15 protein-coding genes and 1 riboswitch are annotated in these 14,944 nt (G+C 61.4%); of the genes, 12 read left to right on the top strand and 3 right to left on the bottom strand.

Annotated features, from left to right (window positions below; genetic code table 11):
* The first annotated feature begins 8 nt into the window (after nt 1–8).
* The 6 genes from eutC (at nt 9) to ACK1VC_RS22830 (ending at nt 4,553) form a co-directional block, all read left to right on the top strand.
* Nucleotides 9–827 (top strand): ethanolamine ammonia-lyase subunit EutC, encoded by an 819-nt coding sequence (gene eutC / locus ACK1VC_RS22855; RefSeq protein WP_024717604.1) that lies wholly within the window; start codon nt 9–11, stop codon nt 825–827.
* A 108-nt stretch (nt 828–935) separates the two neighbouring features.
* Nucleotides 936–1,394, top strand: coding sequence for a GNAT family N-acetyltransferase (locus ACK1VC_RS22850; protein ID WP_016484718.1), 459 nt, complete (start codon nt 936–938; stop codon nt 1,392–1,394).
* A gap of 171 nt (nt 1,395–1,565) precedes the next feature.
* The gene (locus tag ACK1VC_RS22845) at nt 1,566–2,213 is read left to right on the top strand and encodes a DedA family protein (protein ID WP_016484717.1); all 648 of its coding nucleotides are present in this window, start codon (nt 1,566–1,568) and stop codon (nt 2,211–2,213) included.
* Between the two features lie 20 nt (nt 2,214–2,233).
* Nucleotides 2,234–3,049, top strand: coding sequence for a M90 family metallopeptidase (locus tag ACK1VC_RS22840; protein WP_016484716.1), 816 nt, complete (start codon nt 2,234–2,236; stop codon nt 3,047–3,049).
* A gap of 93 nt (nt 3,050–3,142) precedes the next feature.
* Entirely contained in the window at nt 3,143–3,670 is a 528-nt protein-coding gene (gene ppa, locus ACK1VC_RS22835; RefSeq protein WP_016484715.1) for an inorganic diphosphatase, read from the top strand.
* Between the two features lie 181 nt (nt 3,671–3,851).
* Nucleotides 3,852–4,553: a LexA family transcriptional regulator gene (locus tag ACK1VC_RS22830; protein WP_016484714.1), complete on the top strand. Its 702-nt coding sequence runs from the start codon at nt 3,852–3,854 to the stop codon at nt 4,551–4,553.
* A gap of 260 nt (nt 4,554–4,813) precedes the next feature.
* Here ACK1VC_RS22830 and ACK1VC_RS22825 read toward each other — a convergent pair whose 3' ends face one another.
* Together ACK1VC_RS22825 and ACK1VC_RS22820 are read right to left on the bottom strand one after the other, a co-directional pair.
* Nucleotides 4,814–6,025, bottom strand: coding sequence for a glycosyltransferase family 4 protein (locus tag ACK1VC_RS22825; protein WP_016484713.1), 1,212 nt, complete (start codon nt 6,023–6,025; stop codon nt 4,814–4,816).
* Between the two features lie 263 nt (nt 6,026–6,288).
* Nucleotides 6,289–8,466 carry a TonB-dependent siderophore receptor gene (locus ACK1VC_RS22820; protein WP_191087228.1) on the bottom strand — a complete coding sequence of 726 codons (2,178 nt, stop codon included), beginning with the start codon at nt 8,464–8,466 and terminating at the stop codon, nt 6,289–6,291.
* A 181-nt stretch (nt 8,467–8,647) separates the two neighbouring features.
* Here ACK1VC_RS22820 and ACK1VC_RS22815 point away from each other — a divergent pair, with 181 nt between their 5' ends.
* From ACK1VC_RS22815 to ACK1VC_RS22805, 3 genes are all read left to right on the top strand, one after another.
* Nucleotides 8,648–9,340 carry a response regulator transcription factor gene (locus tag ACK1VC_RS22815; RefSeq protein ID WP_060519257.1) on the top strand — a complete coding sequence of 231 codons (693 nt, stop codon included), beginning with the start codon at nt 8,648–8,650 and terminating at the stop codon, nt 9,338–9,340.
* Nucleotides 9,340–10,686: a HAMP domain-containing sensor histidine kinase gene (locus ACK1VC_RS22810; RefSeq protein ID WP_191087227.1), complete on the top strand. Its 1,347-nt coding sequence runs from the start codon at nt 9,340–9,342 to the stop codon at nt 10,684–10,686. Before ACK1VC_RS22815 ends, ACK1VC_RS22810 begins: the two co-directional genes overlap by 1 nt.
* Nucleotides 10,687–10,768: 82 nt before the next feature.
* Nucleotides 10,769–11,659, top strand: coding sequence for an alpha/beta hydrolase (locus ACK1VC_RS22805; RefSeq protein ID WP_016484709.1), 891 nt, complete (start codon nt 10,769–10,771; stop codon nt 11,657–11,659).
* Between the two features lie 7 nt (nt 11,660–11,666).
* Here the strand turns inward: ACK1VC_RS22805 and ACK1VC_RS22800 are convergent, their stop codons facing one another.
* Entirely contained in the window at nt 11,667–12,653 is a 987-nt protein-coding gene (locus ACK1VC_RS22800) for a zeta toxin family protein (protein ID WP_016484708.1), read from the bottom strand.
* A gap of 139 nt (nt 12,654–12,792) precedes the next feature.
* Nucleotides 12,793–12,934: riboswitch (FMN riboswitch) on the top strand.
* An 80-nt stretch (nt 12,935–13,014) separates the two neighbouring features.
* Between ACK1VC_RS22800 and ribB the strand changes: the two genes are divergently transcribed.
* The 3 genes from ribB to ACK1VC_RS22785 all read left to right on the top strand — a co-directional run.
* On the top strand, nt 13,015–13,665 hold the full coding sequence (ribB, locus tag ACK1VC_RS22795; protein WP_016484707.1) for a 3,4-dihydroxy-2-butanone-4-phosphate synthase: 651 nt from the start codon (nt 13,015–13,017) through the stop codon (nt 13,663–13,665).
* A gap of 193 nt (nt 13,666–13,858) precedes the next feature.
* Nucleotides 13,859–14,101 carry an exodeoxyribonuclease VII small subunit gene (locus tag ACK1VC_RS22790; protein WP_003255380.1) on the top strand — a complete coding sequence of 81 codons (243 nt, stop codon included), beginning with the start codon at nt 13,859–13,861 and terminating at the stop codon, nt 14,099–14,101.
* Nucleotides 14,098–14,944 (top strand): polyprenyl synthetase family protein (locus tag ACK1VC_RS22785; protein ID WP_449118051.1); only part of this gene is annotated, 847 nt, incomplete at its 3' end. The genes ACK1VC_RS22790 and ACK1VC_RS22785, both read left to right, overlap by 4 nt.

Below are 14,944 nucleotides of genomic sequence, written 5' to 3'. Positions count from 1 at the left end.
GGATGACCATGGACCATCGCACGCCTACCCCCGACAACCCTTGGCTGGCCCTGCGCAACCTGACCCCGGCGCGCATCGCCCTGGGCCGCGCCGGCACCAGCCTGCCGACCGGGGCGCAGCTGGACTTCCAGTTCGCCCATGCCCAAGCCCGCGATGCCGTGCACCTGGCGTTCGATCATGCCGGCCTGGCTACCCAGCTGAGTGAGCGCGGACGCGAAAGCCTGGTGCTGCACAGCGCCGCCAGTGACCGCCATCAGTACCTGCAACGCCCGGACCTGGGCCGGCGACTGAACGATGCGTCGATTGCCACCCTGCGCCAGCACACCCAGGCCAACCCCGGCGGCGTCGATCTGGCCATTGTGGTCGCCGATGGCCTGTCAGCGCTGGCCGTGCACCGTCACACCCTGCCGTTTCTGAACCGTTTCGAGGAACAGGCCGCCGCCGACGGCTGGACCTGCGCCCCGGTTGTGCTGGTCCAGCAGGGGCGCGTGGCAGTGGCCGACGAGGTCGGTGAACTGCTGGGCGCACGGATGACGGTGATGCTGATCGGCGAGCGCCCGGGGCTGAGCTCACCCGACAGCCTTGGCCTGTATTTCACCTACGCGCCGAAGGTGGGCCTGACCGATGCCTACCGCAACTGCATTTCCAACATCCGCCTGGAGGGGTTGAGCTATGGCATGGCGGCGCACCGCCTGCTGTACTTGATGCGTGAAGCCTGCCGGCGGCAGCTTTCAGGAGTGAATCTGAAGGACGAAGCCGAGGTCCATAGCCTGGAGAATGAAGGCAGCGCCAGCCAGAAAGGCAACTTCCTGCTGGGTAAAGGGTAAAAAACCTGTCACGAAAGGCGGATTGCACTTGTGACATGCATTGGGCAGGATGCCCTTGAAAGCTGCTGGCATTCCGCTGTTTCCCCAAATGGACTCTGAGGGCCGCACATGCGCATCATCAAGGCAACTCTGGAACACCTCGACCTGCTCACCCCATTGTTCGTCAAATACCGGGAGTTCTATGGGCAGTTGCCCTACCCCGACAGCTCGCGCAGCTTTTTGGAAAAGCGCCTGAAGCGGGATGAATCGGTGATCTACCTGGCACTTCCCGATGATGACGACAGCAAGCTGATGGGTTTTTGCCAGCTCTACCCCAGCTACTCGTCGCTGTCGTTGAAACGGGTATGGATTCTGAACGACATCTACGTGGCCGAAGACTCGCGGCGCATGCTGGTGGCCGACCACCTGATGCGTGAAGCGAAGAAAATGGCCAAGGAAACCAACGCCGTGCGCATGCGGGTGTCGACCAGTGCGGACAATGAGGTAGCGCACAAGACCTACGAATCCATCGGGTTTCGTGAAGATACCGAGTTCAAAAGCTACATCCTGCCAATCAGCCAGGATTGACCCGCATGCCGGTACAGTCGATACAACTGTCCAGGCCTTGCACCGTAACCCCCCGCTACAATCTCTCCGGGCATGCCCCTCACTTCGCCGTATAATGCCCCTCCTGTCATGTGTGAAAATTTACCCATCCTCAGGTAACCCTGCCTACACCCAAGAACACAGGTGCTGTACATGGATTTCAACCCGTTGGACCTTATCCTGCATCTCGATGCTTACCTCGATCTGCTGGTCACCAATTACGGTCCCTGGATCTACGCCATTCTATTCACCGTGATCTTCTGCGAAACCGGGCTGGTGGTCATGCCATTCCTGCCGGGCGACTCGCTGCTGTTCATCGCCGGCGCCGTAGCGGCGGGTGGCGGCATGGACCCTGTGCTGCTGGCTGGCCTGTTGATGGCTGCCGCAATCCTGGGCGACAGCACCAACTACGTCATCGGCCGAACAGCCGGGGAGCGGTTGTTCAACAACCCCAACTCGAAAATCTTCCGCCGCGACTACCTGCAGCGCACCCATGAGTTCTATGAACGCCATGGCGGCAAGACTGTGACCCTGGCGCGTTTCCTGCCTATCCTGCGTACCTTCGCACCGTTCGTCGCCGGCATCGCCCACATGCATTACCCGCGTTTCCTTGGCTTCAGCGTTGCCGGGTCGCTGCTGTGGGTCGGCGGCCTGGTCACCCTGGGCTACTTCTTCGGCAACGTGCCATTCATCAAGCAGCACCTGTCGCTGATGGTGGTGGGCATCATCATCCTGTCGCTGGTGCCGATGCTCCTCGGCCTGTTGCGCAGCCGCCTGGGCCGTGCGGCCAAGGCGCACTGACCTTTTAGCGAACAGCAGGCATGTGGTCGTTCAGCGCCTGGCGGCGCAAGCGCGCGCTGGCGCGCTACCCCATCGAGCCCGAACAGTGGCAGGCCGTGCGCGAGCGCCTGCCCATACTGGACGGCATCAGCGACGAGGAAGACCACTGGCTGCGTGAAGCCTGCATCCTGTTCCTGCTCGACAAGCACCTCACCTGCTTGCCAGGTGTCGAACCCGACGACGAGCAGCGCCTGTTGCTGGCCGCCCAGGCACAGTTGCCGCTGCTGCACCTGGGTGAGCTGAACTGGTACCAGGGCTTCCACGAAATCATCCTGTACCCCGACGACTTCAAGAGCCCCCAGCGCCACCGCGATGCCAGTGGCGTGGAGCATGTGTGGGACGGCGAGCACAGCGGCGAAGCCTGGCAACAGGGGCCGATCATTCTGGCCTGGAACGGCGTGCTGGCCAGTGGTGGCTGGGAGGCCTACAACCTGGTCATCCATGAGCTGGCGCACAAGCTCGACATGCTCAATGGCGATGCCAACGGCCTGCCCCCGCTACACAGCGGCATGCCGGTGGATGAATGGGCAACGGCCATGCAGCAGGCCTACGACGACCTCAACCGCCAGCTGGACAACAACCCCGACGCCGAAACCGCTATCGACCCGTATGCCGCGGAAAACCCGGCGGAATTCTTTGCCGTCACCAGCGAATACTTCTTTAGTGCCCCCGACCTGCTGCATCAGGCTTATCCACTGGTCTACCGCCAGTTGTCGCAGTTCTACCGGCAAGACCCGCTGGCGCGGCTGCACCGGCTGCAGGCCGAACACCCCGCATACGGCGAAAGCCACGCCTGACGGGGCCGCACATCAGGCCAGGCGTGGCATGCCCCGGCAGAATGTGCCTATAATCGCCGCCACTTTTTTGGTCAAACACGGGGGCACTGCCCAATGAGCTACAGCAAGATTCCGGCGGGCAAAGACCTGCCGAACGACATCTACGTCGCCATCGAAATCCCGGCCAACCACGCGCCGATCAAATACGAGATCGACAAGGACAGCGACACCCTGTTCGTCGACCGTTTCATGGCCACCCCGATGTTCTACCCAGCCAACTACGGTTTCATCCCGAACACCCTGGCTGACGACGGTGATCCGCTGGACGTGCTGGTGGTTACCCCTTACCCGGTAGCGCCAGGCTCGGTTATCCGCGCTCGTCCGGTTGGCGTGCTGAACATGACCGACGACGGCGGCGGTGACGCCAAGGTCATCGCTGTGCCTCACGACAAGCTGTCGCAGCTGTACGTCGACGTGAAGGAATACACTGACCTGCCAGCCCTGCTGATTCAGCAGATCGAGCACTTCTTTGCCAACTACAAAGATCTCGAGAAGGGCAAGTGGGTCAAGATCGAAGGCTGGGATGGCGCTGACGCCGCCCGTGCCGCGATTACCAAATCGGTCGCTGCCTACAAGGGCTGATACCGATTGTAAAAAAACCCGCTTCGGCGGGTTTTTTTATGCCTGAATCGGCGACAAGCCTTCATCGGTAAAATGTCCTACGCAGTCCTACACCAACGCCCTACAACGAGGCACTTTTCTTACAAGCCTCGTCAACAACTGGTTCATTTCCTTGCGGGGGCCCCGTCATTACACTCGCCCCATGAACACTTCCGGCGACCGCCTTAAAGCCCTTCTCCACGAATGTGGCCTGTCCGCTTCCGCTTTCGCCGCCCAGCGCAGCGTCACACCGCAGCACGTCAACAACTGGTTCAAACGCGGCGTGCCCCTGGCCCGCCTGGACGAACTGGCCGATCTGTTCTGTGTGCATCGGCGTTGGCTGCGCACGGGCGAAGGGCCAAAACACCCAAACCCGGTCCAGCGCAACTGCCCGCCACGCCAGGCGCCGGCCAACCCGCCCAGCCCACTGTCGGCACACCGTGCCCGGCAGGTAAAAGTGCCCTTTTTCGAACTGCAAAATGGCCTGCTTTCGCCGGTGCCCAGCAAACACCTGCGCCTACCCGCAAAAGCGCTGAAAAGATTGGGAGTGCACGCCGATAACGCCATCTGCCTGGCCATGACGGCAAACAACATGGTTCCGCAGGTGCCGCTGGGGGCCACTTTGGCAGTCGACCTGGGCATGACGCGGGTCATTGAGGGCGAAACCTACGCGCTGCTGCATAACGGCGCGCTGAGGGTAAACAACCTCAGCCTCAGCCCACAGGGCACCCTGTACCTGCGCAGCCATGACCGGCGCAATTACGCCGTCGAACGCTACACCCCTGCCCAGCGCCAGGCGCAGGGCCTGGAGATTATCGGGTGGGTATTCCACTGGTCGCATTTCCGCCAGCAGCGGCCTGGCTGAAACAACCTGTGCCATTTTTTGCTGGGCATCTTGCGCGTGCCCTTGTATGCTACGCCGCACATTAAGCCCCGACCGGCGCAAGCCGCGGTCCAGAGGGCTCGGCGATATCCCACACGGGCATCTGCCATCTCTTTCAGGCCCTTGATGGCCACACAGTTAAGGCGATTGCGGCTTACCATAAATTAGTCGGAAGCGTCCCCGAGAAGCCGGCCACAAGCCGGCTTTTTAATGCCCGAACGAATAGCCCATCATTGGCCATGTCAGGCGCGCGGCCTTGCAGAGGGCGTCAAACTGCTCTTCAGGAATGCCTCGCGCACCTGGTGCATCTGCAAGTGTGTTTTCCCGGTCGCATACTCCAGCCCCGCAAGCCCCATTTCCAACGCCAGTTCGGGATGCCGGGCAGCATGACGAATACAGGCTGCGAGGCTGGACGGGTTCCCGGTTTCAAACGTCAGCGCGTTTTGCTTGCTCGTGATGTCCAGTACCCCGGCTGTGTCAGAACCGATGACGGGAACGCCCTGGCTGAACGCGTCAAAAATGATACGGGGCTGTTCCTGCTTCAAGGTCGGCACCAAAAGCCAGTCATGCTGGGCAATGATGCTGAAAAAGTCTCTGCCATAATCAACGGCGCTCTGGAACCGCACCTCGACGCTGCCACGGTTTTCAGCTGCAACGCGTAAACAGTGCGCTTTCAAATCACCCTCACCCATGATGGTGACGGTGAGATCAACGTGCTCGACTTGCAGTTGCTTAATGGCTTCAAGGACTACCAGAACACCTTTATCAAGAACAAGCCGTGAGGGGTAAAGCACGTTGAGTGTACGGTTGCGCCTGCCTTCGAACCGTTTTCTGACTGCCTCGGGGCTTGCCATGAATTTTTTGTCGAGCCAGCTGGCAGGGTTGATCAACGTGCGGCTGTTATCACGCCCAAGGAAATATTCCTTGTAAAAAGACTGGGTAAATATTCTGGCATTTGCCAGCTTTACGCAGCGCTTCAGCAAAAGGGTGTGCACATGGTGTTCGATGATTGCTCTGAGGGTTCGCGGCTGTCCTTGGGCCAGCATCCAGAAAGAAGATTCTATGACAACCACCCACTGAAAGCGGAAGAACGGCTTGAGCGGCAACACGTAGAAAGATAAAGGGAACGCCCAGCCCGCCCCGTCAGAATGAACAATTTGGGCCTTCTTGCAGGCGTTGATGACAGTTAGGAAGTTCGGAATAAAGTTCTTTAATACCGACCTGAACCCCTGATCCTTGCGCAACTCATAAAGCCATTTTATATCCAGATGAGCGATGCTCTGCAGCCCGTCAACATCACGGCCTCTCTCAACAGGGCAGCACATTCCGAAATTCTCTATGTAGCTCAAATGAAGTTCTATATCTTTGACCCACAACGGGTCCGTAAATAAATCACCTTGCTCATTTACTACAACAGGAATGCGGGTAAACAGAATATAAGGGTCTTCAATCATATTCCCCTCACAGGGATACCAGGACGCCAACGATTGAATTGTCTACATGGGGCTTACTCCTCAATACCAGCCGTCCATCTCAACAACGTTCCAGCGTCCTTGCAGACCTTCTGCTTACGCAGCAAGCGCTCCGCTTGGGGTTCACTCTAGTGCGCCTTCACAAATTGCACACGTGGTGTAGCAACAATTTCTCATCATTTGCTGGCCCCATCGCGGCACAAGGCCGCTCCAACAGGGACCGCAGACGTGGCGAAACACGCCGATCAGAAATCGTATCGCGCCCCAACCATCATGCTGCGCGAGGGCCCATAGAAGTTGAACGTCGACGTCGATCCCACCCGCGACAGGTAGTCCCGGTCAAACAGGTTGTTGACGTTGAAAGTGGCCGTCAGCTTCGAGGTAACCGGGTACGACAGCATCGCGTCCACCGTGGCATAGCCGGGTGCATCGATACGCACGCCACCATTCTCGGAGTAGAAACTGCTCATTGCCGATACACCGCCGCCAATGGCCAGGCCGGTTAGCGGGCCTTGGCTGATGGTGTACTTGCTCCACAGCGAAGCCTGGTTGCGCGGCATGATGAAGAACGTGGTTTCGGCATCACCCTTGAGGGTTTCGGTTTCCATCCAGGTGTAGCCGGCCAGCAACTCCCAGTTTGGCGTCAGCTTGCCGCTCACTTCCACTTCCGCGCCTTTGACGCGGGTCTTGCCGGAGGCAATCGAGAAATTGGTGTCTACACCATCCTCGTCATATTCGGTGGTGGCGCGGTTCTTGTCAGTCAGCCGGAATACCGAGAAACGGGTATTCAGGTCGCCGCCAAAATAGCTGCTCTTGAGACCGAGCTCGTACTGCTCGCCTTCACGTGGCTTCAACACCCGGCCGTTGCTGTCGGTGTCTGATTGCGGCTTGAACACCTGCGAGTAACTGGCGTACAGCGCATGGTTCTCGGTCAGGTCGTAGACCAGGCCGCCATACGGGGTGAAGTGGCCATCTACACGTTTGCTGTCGTTGGTGGAAGCACCGCTGCTCAGGGTAGTGGTGTAGAAATCACCGCGGTACCAGCTGAAGCGGCCACCGGCAATCAGCGCCAGGCGCTCGATCGGGCGGAAGGTAACCTTGGAATACAGGCCGTATTCCTCTTCCTGCATGCCGGTCTCGGTGCTGTAGTTGGGCGACGGTTTGGCGAACTGCTTGGGCGAGTAGGTGTTGACGTTGATGGCGCCCAGGTTGGTGGTGCCGTTGAGGTACTCGGTGTCGTAGTTCTTGTAGTCGGTGCCGACCACAAACTCGCTGACCTGGCCGAGGGTTTCGAACGGCTGGCTGTAGCTGGCGTCCAGCGAGTAGGTGTCCTGGGTAAAGTCGCGGGCGCTGGCGCGCTCGGAGTTGGCACCAGTGTTGGCATTGGTCGCGGTGAAGGCATAAAGGTAGTGGGTGTCACGGTGCGAGCCGCGCGCCGCGACACGGCCATAGCCGCCGTTGTCGAAGCGGTGGGTCAGCTCGGCCACCAGGTCGGTGGTCTTGCCATCGAAGTAGTTCCAGTCAGCCCCCAGGAAACGGGAATGGCTGAAGTCGGGCACCTCGCCGGACAACGTTGCTGGGTAGCCATTGTGCGGCGTGATGTTTTTCACTTCGTGCATCAGGCCAAACGATAGCGTGGTGGCGTCGTCAAGGTCGACATCCAGCGCACCGTAGTAGCTGTTGCTGGTGTTGGCGTTGTAGTCGACCTCACCATTGGTGTCATCACGGGACGCGATGAAACGCCCGCGCACGCGGCCAGCGTCATCCAGCGGCCCACTCAGATCGATTTCTTCGTGGTTGGTGTCCCACGTGCCATAGCTGCCTTCGACGTGGCCCTGGAATTCGGCGGTCGGGCGCTTGCGCACCATGTTGACGATGCCACCCAGTTCACTGGTGCTGCTGAACAGCCCGGCCGGGCCGCGCATGATTTCGACACGGTCGAACGCCGCCAGCGATGGCACGGTACCAAAGATGCTGGCCATTGGTGCCGGCAGGCCGTCAATGTTGAACTCGCTGTACTCGTAGCCGCGGGCGTATATCGACGACCGGCCACTGTCGTTGGTCAAGGTACGCAGGCCGGCGGTGTACTTGGCCAGGTCATCCAGGTGCACGAACTGGCGGTCTTTGACGTAGTCCTGGGTGTACACGGTGATCGACTGGGGGATGTCCTTCAGCGCTGCTGGCGTCTTGGTGCCCACGGTCGCTGCATCGACGCTGTAGCCACCGGTCGCTTCGGAGGGCAGCATGTCATAAAGGCGGTTGCCTTCAATGGTGAGTGCCGGCAGGTCGAGCGAGCTATCCTCGGCTGCTGCCTGGGTCGCTACCGTTTCCGCCAGTGCCGACAGCGAAAACGGCGCCAGCAAACCCAGTACAAGCCAGCCCCGAGCCCATGGCGAGCCCCCCACACTTTTGAAACCGTTCATGACACACCCTTCGCCAAAATGATATTAATTCGCAAACGAAACAAGTTGCTTTTTGCGAACGATACCGGAGGGTAAACGGGGGCGCAGCAGGATTAACCTTCTTAACACACCCAGGCGTTGCCCTCTCCTGCTGGCAATGGGATGATTCGTAACTGATACAGGTTCTCATTCAAGGCTCGCCGTGCCCACCTCACTTCTCCTCGCTGAAGACGACGCAAGCCTGCGTCAGGACCTGGAATGCCATTTCCTCAAACGCGGTTTTCGGGTGCACGCCTGCACCACGGGCACGCAGGCCCTGGACGCAATCCGGCAATCTTCGTTCGACCTGGTGTTGCTGGACATCATGCTGCCGGGTATCGATGGCCTCAGCCTGCTCGGTGAGCTGCGCCGACAACAGGCGGTGCCGGTCATGCTGATGTCGGCGCTGGGGGCCGAGCAGGACCGCATCAGTGGCTTTACCCGTGGTGCCGACGACTACCTGCCCAAGCCCTTCAGCCTGGCGGAGCTGGACGCACGGGTGGATGCCTTGCTGCGGCGCGTGGCATTCGATCGCGGCATGGTGCTGCGTACCGATGTCGGCGAAGTGCTGCTGGACCACGACCGCCAGGACGTTATCCACAACGGCAACGCCGCTGGCCTCACCGCTTCCGAATTCCGCTTGCTGGTCACGCTGCGGGCGCACCCCAATGAAGCCTTGAGCAAACCGTTCCTGTACCAGACCGTGCTGCATCGGGCCTATACCCGCCTGGATCGGGGCCTGGATGTACATGTGTGCAACCTGCGCCGCAAACTGGCCGATATCAGTGCCCAGCACCTGCAGATCCAGGCCGTGCGCGGGCAGGGGTACATCCTGGTCGACACGGAACAGCCCTGATGCGGCGCCACCCGTTGCTGTGGAAACTGGCCGTACTGCAGGTCAGCTTCTGCCTGCTGCTGACCTGGCTGATCTGGACCTGGGGCCTGTCCGTGGAACGCAGCACCTATTTTCTGTCCCGGGCCGACCAGGATTACCTGGCGCGCTATGCGCAACAAGCTGAAGACGCCTGGAACCAAGGCGGCGCAATCGGCGCCGAGGCCTGGCGCAGGCAACTGGAGCAGGCCGAGGATACGTGGGTGGCGGTGATCGGGCCGCACCTGCAAAGCCTCGGCACCACGCCGCTGAGCGCCAAGGAAGCCAGCCACCTGACCTTCATGCGCAAACTGGACTGGCCAATGAGCCGGCGCCTGCAGGATGAACTGCCCTACGTCAGCATTGAATTCCCGCAACACCCCGAGCACGGCCGCTTGGTGCTGCAACTGCCCGAACGTATGTTGCCCACCGGCCTGACGCCATGGACCCATGCGATCACCCACGGCGTTGCCCCAGCACTGCTCGCCCTGCTGCTGGGGCTGGCGTTGTATCGGCATCTGGTAGTACCGCTGAACCGCCTGCGCGACCGCGCCGACGCCCTGCGTGCCGACGACCTTGACCACCCCGCCTTGCCCCTGCTGGAACGCCGCGACGAGCTGGGTGAACTGGCACAGGCCTTTGAGCATATGGCCGGGCGCCTGCGCCAGAGCCTTGAGCAACAGCGCCTGCTGTTGCGCACACTGTCTCACGAATTGCGCACGCCCCTGGCGCGGTTGCGCATCGCCCACGACAGCGACTTGCCGCCGCCGCAGTTGCGCGAGCGCCTGGACCGCGAAGTCAACGACATGCAGAAACTGCTGGAGGACACGCTGGACCTGGCCTGGATGGATACCGAACAACCCAGCTTGCCAACCGAGCCGGTATTGATAGCTTCGGTATGGGAAGCACTGTGCCAGGACGTCTGCTTCGAAAGTGGCTGGGACCGTGCGCGCCTGTCGTGTTCGCTCGGTACCGAGTGTGTGGTGCACGCCCATCTGGACAGCCTGGCTCAAGCCCTTGAAAACCTGATGCGCAATGCCATTCGCCACTCGCCAGCCCAAGGCCGGGTATGCCTGGATGGCTGGCGTGAGGGTGATTGCTGGCACTTGCGCCTGAGCGACCAGGGCCCCGGCGTACCTGACGCCGACCTTGAACGTATCTTCAAGCCCTACCAGCGCCTGGCCGACAGCGGCGCCGGGTTCGGCCTTGGCCTGGCCATCGCTCGCCGCGCCATCGAACTGCAGGGTGGCCGCTTGTGGGCCCGCAATGGCCACCCTGGCCTGTGCCTTCACATGACGTTGCCGATGGCACGGGACTGTTTAGAAAGTTAATGCGCTTTACGCTCAATCAGGACTGATTATCATCTTGGCGTTCCAGCCTTGCGGTCCTCGCAACGCCCTGACGAGAAGCCTGATGAGCAAGATGATCCTGACGCTGGGTTTGGCACTGGCCCTTGCAACCCCCGTGGCCCTGGCGCAGCCCGAGCGAAACCAGAAGATGGACACCTCGCTGCTGCAACGTCAGGACCTGGCCTACCGCTTCAGCCAGCTCGACCTTGACTCGGCCGATGGCCAGCGTCATTACCGTTTGTGGATCGGCACGCCGAACCGCCCGGCACCTGCCGCAGGCTACCCGGTGCTGTGGATGCTCGACGGCAATGCCGCCCTGGGCGCCTTGGACAGCGACCTGCTGAATAAGCTCGCCAAGGGCCAGGCGCCGCTGTTGGTGGCGGTGGGGTACCAATCCGAGCAGCGCATCGAGCGGGCCAGCCGCACCTACGACTACACCCCGGCGATTGCTGGGCTGACAGAACAGCGCGATCCGCTGACCGGCCAGCCCAGCGGTGGCGTGGATGTGTTTTTCGATCTGTTGACCCGCCACATGCGGCCGATGGTGGCCAAGGTGGCACCTATCAACCTGCAGCGCCAGACGCTATGGGGGCATTCATATGGGGGGCTGGCAGTGTTGCATGCGCTGTTCACTCGGCCTGAAGCCTTCAGTGATTACGCGGCGGCCAGCCCTTCATTGTGGTGGCATGACGGCGCGATCGTTCGCGAGGCGCAGGGGCTACAGCAGCGATTGGGTAACAAGCGACGACAGTTGCTGCTGATGCGCGGCGGTGAAGAGCCGTCGAGCCCTCGGGGGCCGATGAAAGGCGATGTGGAACGGCCGGCGCGGGAGCTGGCGGCATCCCTGGCCGAAGTGCCAGGGATGGAGGTGCACTTTGAACGGTTCAATGGACTGGGGCATGGCGCCATGCTGCCAGCCTCACTGCGCCTGGTCTTGGAGCAGATGACGCATTAGGCCCCGCTCAAGGGTAGATGTACTTGAGCACATACATACTCAACTGGTGGAACACGTCTGCGGGCACGCGCGGCATTTCCGTCTGTGCCCGATCGAGCGTCTTGCAACACAAGCGGACCATCTGCTGTCGCGTGTCCTCCTCAAGCATGCCGGTATGCACAACCTGGGAATATTGCGGATAGGAACATGGCGCGTTGGCCGCAGGGGTTCGGCGAATTTCGAATGACGGGTTCAACTGCGCAGCGGTAAAGAACGGCTTCCCCTTGAAATCTGGCTGAGGCGTCAGGTTATCAACGGCTTCGCAGCGGCTGGAGCATAGCACCTGGCTGTCCATCCCCGTCTCGATTCCGCGTTGATACAACGTGATTTCAGAGTCTTGCACTTTTATGCAGGCATTTTCGAAGGCGTCCAGGATAGCCCGGGCATTGGCTTGCGAACCCTCAATCACCGACAGTGGCATGAACCGCTCGGGCTCGTTTGCGCCGATGCTTTTGATGCCCCGGTCGAGGGTCGCCCAATGGCTGAACTCCTTTTGGCACGCAATCAGGTGCACTTCGAATCGATAACCAGCCTCTACGGCTTGCGCGGGGAAATCGGCGAAACGAAGATCATCGAGCGCGCATTCCATGATGATGTTGTATCGATTATCAAAGGCATGGTTGAAAACCTTTTCACACAAGGCCCAGATGAATGGCTCGGTGTGTTCGTAGACATGCAGCACGCCCTTTTCCTGCATGGCCGCGTAATGCGGATGCAGTTCGCGAAACGAGGGCAAGTACAGTCGCACAAAGTCATCATAGCGCCCGCTTGGCAGCAAGTGGTTGTCCAGCAGGTAAGTCTTGCCGGAGCCTTGGGCCCCGGCCACGATCAAGATGCTGGGGTTGGGGTTGCTGTCCAGGCCCGAGGCGTAGCGTTTTTTATCGAACCAGAGCGGCTCAAGCGAAGCAAATACCTTGTCAAGATCGGCGGCAGTGTAGGGGTAGAGTGTGGTCATGGGTGCTCCTGGGTGAGGTAAGGCAGAGCCTGCACTCTATGGGCTGGAAACTGGCACGATGTGGTAAATGGCTACATGCATGCGCCAAAAGTCGAGGTGCACCGGGTTGCCAGCCAGGCGTCACAGTGCTGTATGCTTGGCGGGTCTTCAGGGCGGGGTGCAAGTCCCCACCGGCGGTAAATCGAAAGATGAGCCCGCGAGCGCCCCGGCCATGCCGGGGGTCAGCAGATCTGGTGCAACTCCAGAGCCGACGGTCATAGTCCGGATGAAAGAAGGCGTCAGGCAGGGGCCATCCGGGCGCCCCTGCGCGCGCATTTTGTTCGCCCCGAGACGTTCATCGATCACTCACGAGGAGCGTTTCATGTCCACCCAGCACCACTCGAAGTTCCCCAATGTTTCCGCCGCCATCGCCGCCTTCCAGGCCGGGCGCCCTGTATTGTTGCTCGACGATGACGACCGCGAGGACGAAGCGGACATCATTGCCGCTGCCGAAAACATTACGCTGCAGACCATGGCCATGATGATTCGCGACTGCAGCGGCATCGTCTGCCTGTGCCTGGACGAAGCCACCGTCGACGCACTGCAACTGGCGCCAATGGTGCAGAACAACCAGGCCCGCCACGGCACCGGCTTCACCGTTACCATCGAGGCGGCAGAAGGCATCACCACCGGGGTTTCTGCCCAGGACCGCATCACCACCATTGGCGCGGCACTGCGCTCCAGCGCCGAACAGCGCCATATCGTCAGCCCGGGGCATGTGTTCCCGCTGCGCGCCCGCAATGGCGGGGTGCTGACCCGCCGTGGGCACACCGAAGGCTCGGTGGACCTGGCGCGCCTGGCCGGCCTGCGCCCGGCGGCGGTGCTGTGCGAGCTGATGAACCCCGATGGCAGCATGGCGCGTGGCGAGCAGGTGGCGGTTTATGCGCGGCAGTACAACTTGCCGGTGCTGACCATCGAGGAGCTGGCGCGGTACCGCGAGGCGATGCTGGAACGGGAAGCAGAGCCGGCCTGATAGGCCGCCTTGAGGCTATTCGCGGGTTTGCCCGCTCCCACAGGGTCCGCGCCGGGTTCAGAACCGGTGTAATACCTGTGGAGGTTTACCCGCGAAGAGGCCGGCAAATCCAACCGCATTGCCCGGGAAGTTTGCTCCCCCCGCCCCGCTCTGCTAGTGTCGCGCCGTTCTGAATGCCACCGAGAAAGTCGCCATGGCCCGCAAAAAAGCCTCCCTCGATTTCGAGCAATCCCTCGCAGACCTGCAAGCACTGGTCGAGCGCCTGGAGAACGGCGAGTTGTCGCTGGAAGAGTCGCTGGCCGCCTTCGAGCAAGGCATCGCCCTGACCCGTGATTGCCAGGGTGCACTGGCCCAGGCCGAACAGAAGGTGCAGATCCTGCTGGAACGCGACGGCGAACTGGCCGCGCAGCCCTTCGACGCGGAGCCGGAAGCATGATCGGCACCTACCAGGCCAGCTGCCAGGCGCGGGTCGACGCTGCCCTCGAACGGCTGTTCGTTGCCCCGTCCAAAGAGCTGGAACGCCTTTACGCCGCCATGCGCTACAGCGTGATGAACGGCGGCAAGCGCGTACGCCCGCTGCTGGCCTACGCGGCCTGCGAAGCCTTGGGCGCCCCGGCCGAACAGGCCAACGGCGCGGCCTGCGCGGTCGAACTGATCCACGCCTACTCGCTGGTGCATGACGACCTGCCAGCCATGGACGATGACGACCTGCGTCGCGGCCAACCCACTACCCACAAAGCGTTCGACGAAGCCTGCGCCATCCTGGCGGGCGACGGTTTGCAGAGCCTGGCGTTCAGTGCCCTGCTCGACCCGGGCCTCAGCCCGCAGGCCGACAGCGTACGCCTGACCATGGTCCAGGCCCTGGCCAAGGCCGCCGGCCCGGCAGGCATGGTCGGCGGCCAGGCCATCGACCTCGGTTCGGTAGGCCTGAAGCTGGACCAGCAGGCACTGGAGTTCATGCACCGGCACAAGACCGGCGCACTGATCGAGGCCAGCGTACGCCTCGGCGCCCTGGCCAGTGCCCGTGCCGAACAGGCGCAGCTGGATGCCTTGCAGGTGTATGCACAGGCCATTGGCCTGGCATTCCAGGTGCAGGACGACATCCTCGATGTGGAAAGCGACACCGCCACCCTGGGCAAACGCCAGGGTGCCGACATAGCACGTGACAAACCGACCTACCCGGCCCTGCTGGGCCTGGAAGCGGCCAAGGCCTACGCAACCGAACTGCGCGACCAGGCGCTGGTCGCACTACAAGGGTTCGGGGAAACGGCCGAGCCGC

Source organism: Pseudomonas sp. XP2, from assembly GCF_053557975.1.
This window is presented reverse-complemented; position numbering and strand designations above follow the sequence as displayed.

What these genes read in the sequence shown, in the direction of transcription:
- ACK1VC_RS22820 (WP_191087228.1), bottom strand. Translation starts at nt 8,466, where the DNA reads ATGAACGGTTTCAAAAGTGTGGGGGGCTCGCCATGGGCTCGGGGCTGG.
- ACK1VC_RS22800 (WP_016484708.1), bottom strand. Translation starts at nt 12,653, where the DNA reads ATGACCACACTCTACCCCTACACTGCCGCCGATCTTGACAAGGTATTT.
- ppa (WP_016484715.1), top strand. Translation starts at nt 3,143, where the DNA reads ATGAGCTACAGCAAGATTCCGGCGGGCAAAGACCTGCCGAACGACATC.
- ribB (WP_016484707.1), top strand. Translation starts at nt 13,015, where the DNA reads ATGTCCACCCAGCACCACTCGAAGTTCCCCAATGTTTCCGCCGCCATC.
- ACK1VC_RS22830 (WP_016484714.1), top strand. Translation starts at nt 3,852, where the DNA reads ATGAACACTTCCGGCGACCGCCTTAAAGCCCTTCTCCACGAATGTGGC.
- ACK1VC_RS22845 (WP_016484717.1), top strand. Translation starts at nt 1,566, where the DNA reads ATGGATTTCAACCCGTTGGACCTTATCCTGCATCTCGATGCTTACCTC.
- ACK1VC_RS22790 (WP_003255380.1), top strand. Translation starts at nt 13,859, where the DNA reads ATGGCCCGCAAAAAAGCCTCCCTCGATTTCGAGCAATCCCTCGCAGAC.
- ACK1VC_RS22840 (WP_016484716.1), top strand. Translation starts at nt 2,234, where the DNA reads ATGTGGTCGTTCAGCGCCTGGCGGCGCAAGCGCGCGCTGGCGCGCTAC.
- ACK1VC_RS22810 (WP_191087227.1), top strand. Translation starts at nt 9,340, where the DNA reads ATGCGGCGCCACCCGTTGCTGTGGAAACTGGCCGTACTGCAGGTCAGC.
- ACK1VC_RS22825 (WP_016484713.1), bottom strand. Translation starts at nt 6,025, where the DNA reads ATGATTGAAGACCCTTATATTCTGTTTACCCGCATTCCTGTTGTAGTA.
- ACK1VC_RS22805 (WP_016484709.1), top strand. Translation starts at nt 10,769, where the DNA reads ATGAGCAAGATGATCCTGACGCTGGGTTTGGCACTGGCCCTTGCAACC.
- ACK1VC_RS22850 (WP_016484718.1), top strand. Translation starts at nt 936, where the DNA reads ATGCGCATCATCAAGGCAACTCTGGAACACCTCGACCTGCTCACCCCA.
- eutC (WP_024717604.1), top strand. Translation starts at nt 9, where the DNA reads ATGGACCATCGCACGCCTACCCCCGACAACCCTTGGCTGGCCCTGCGC.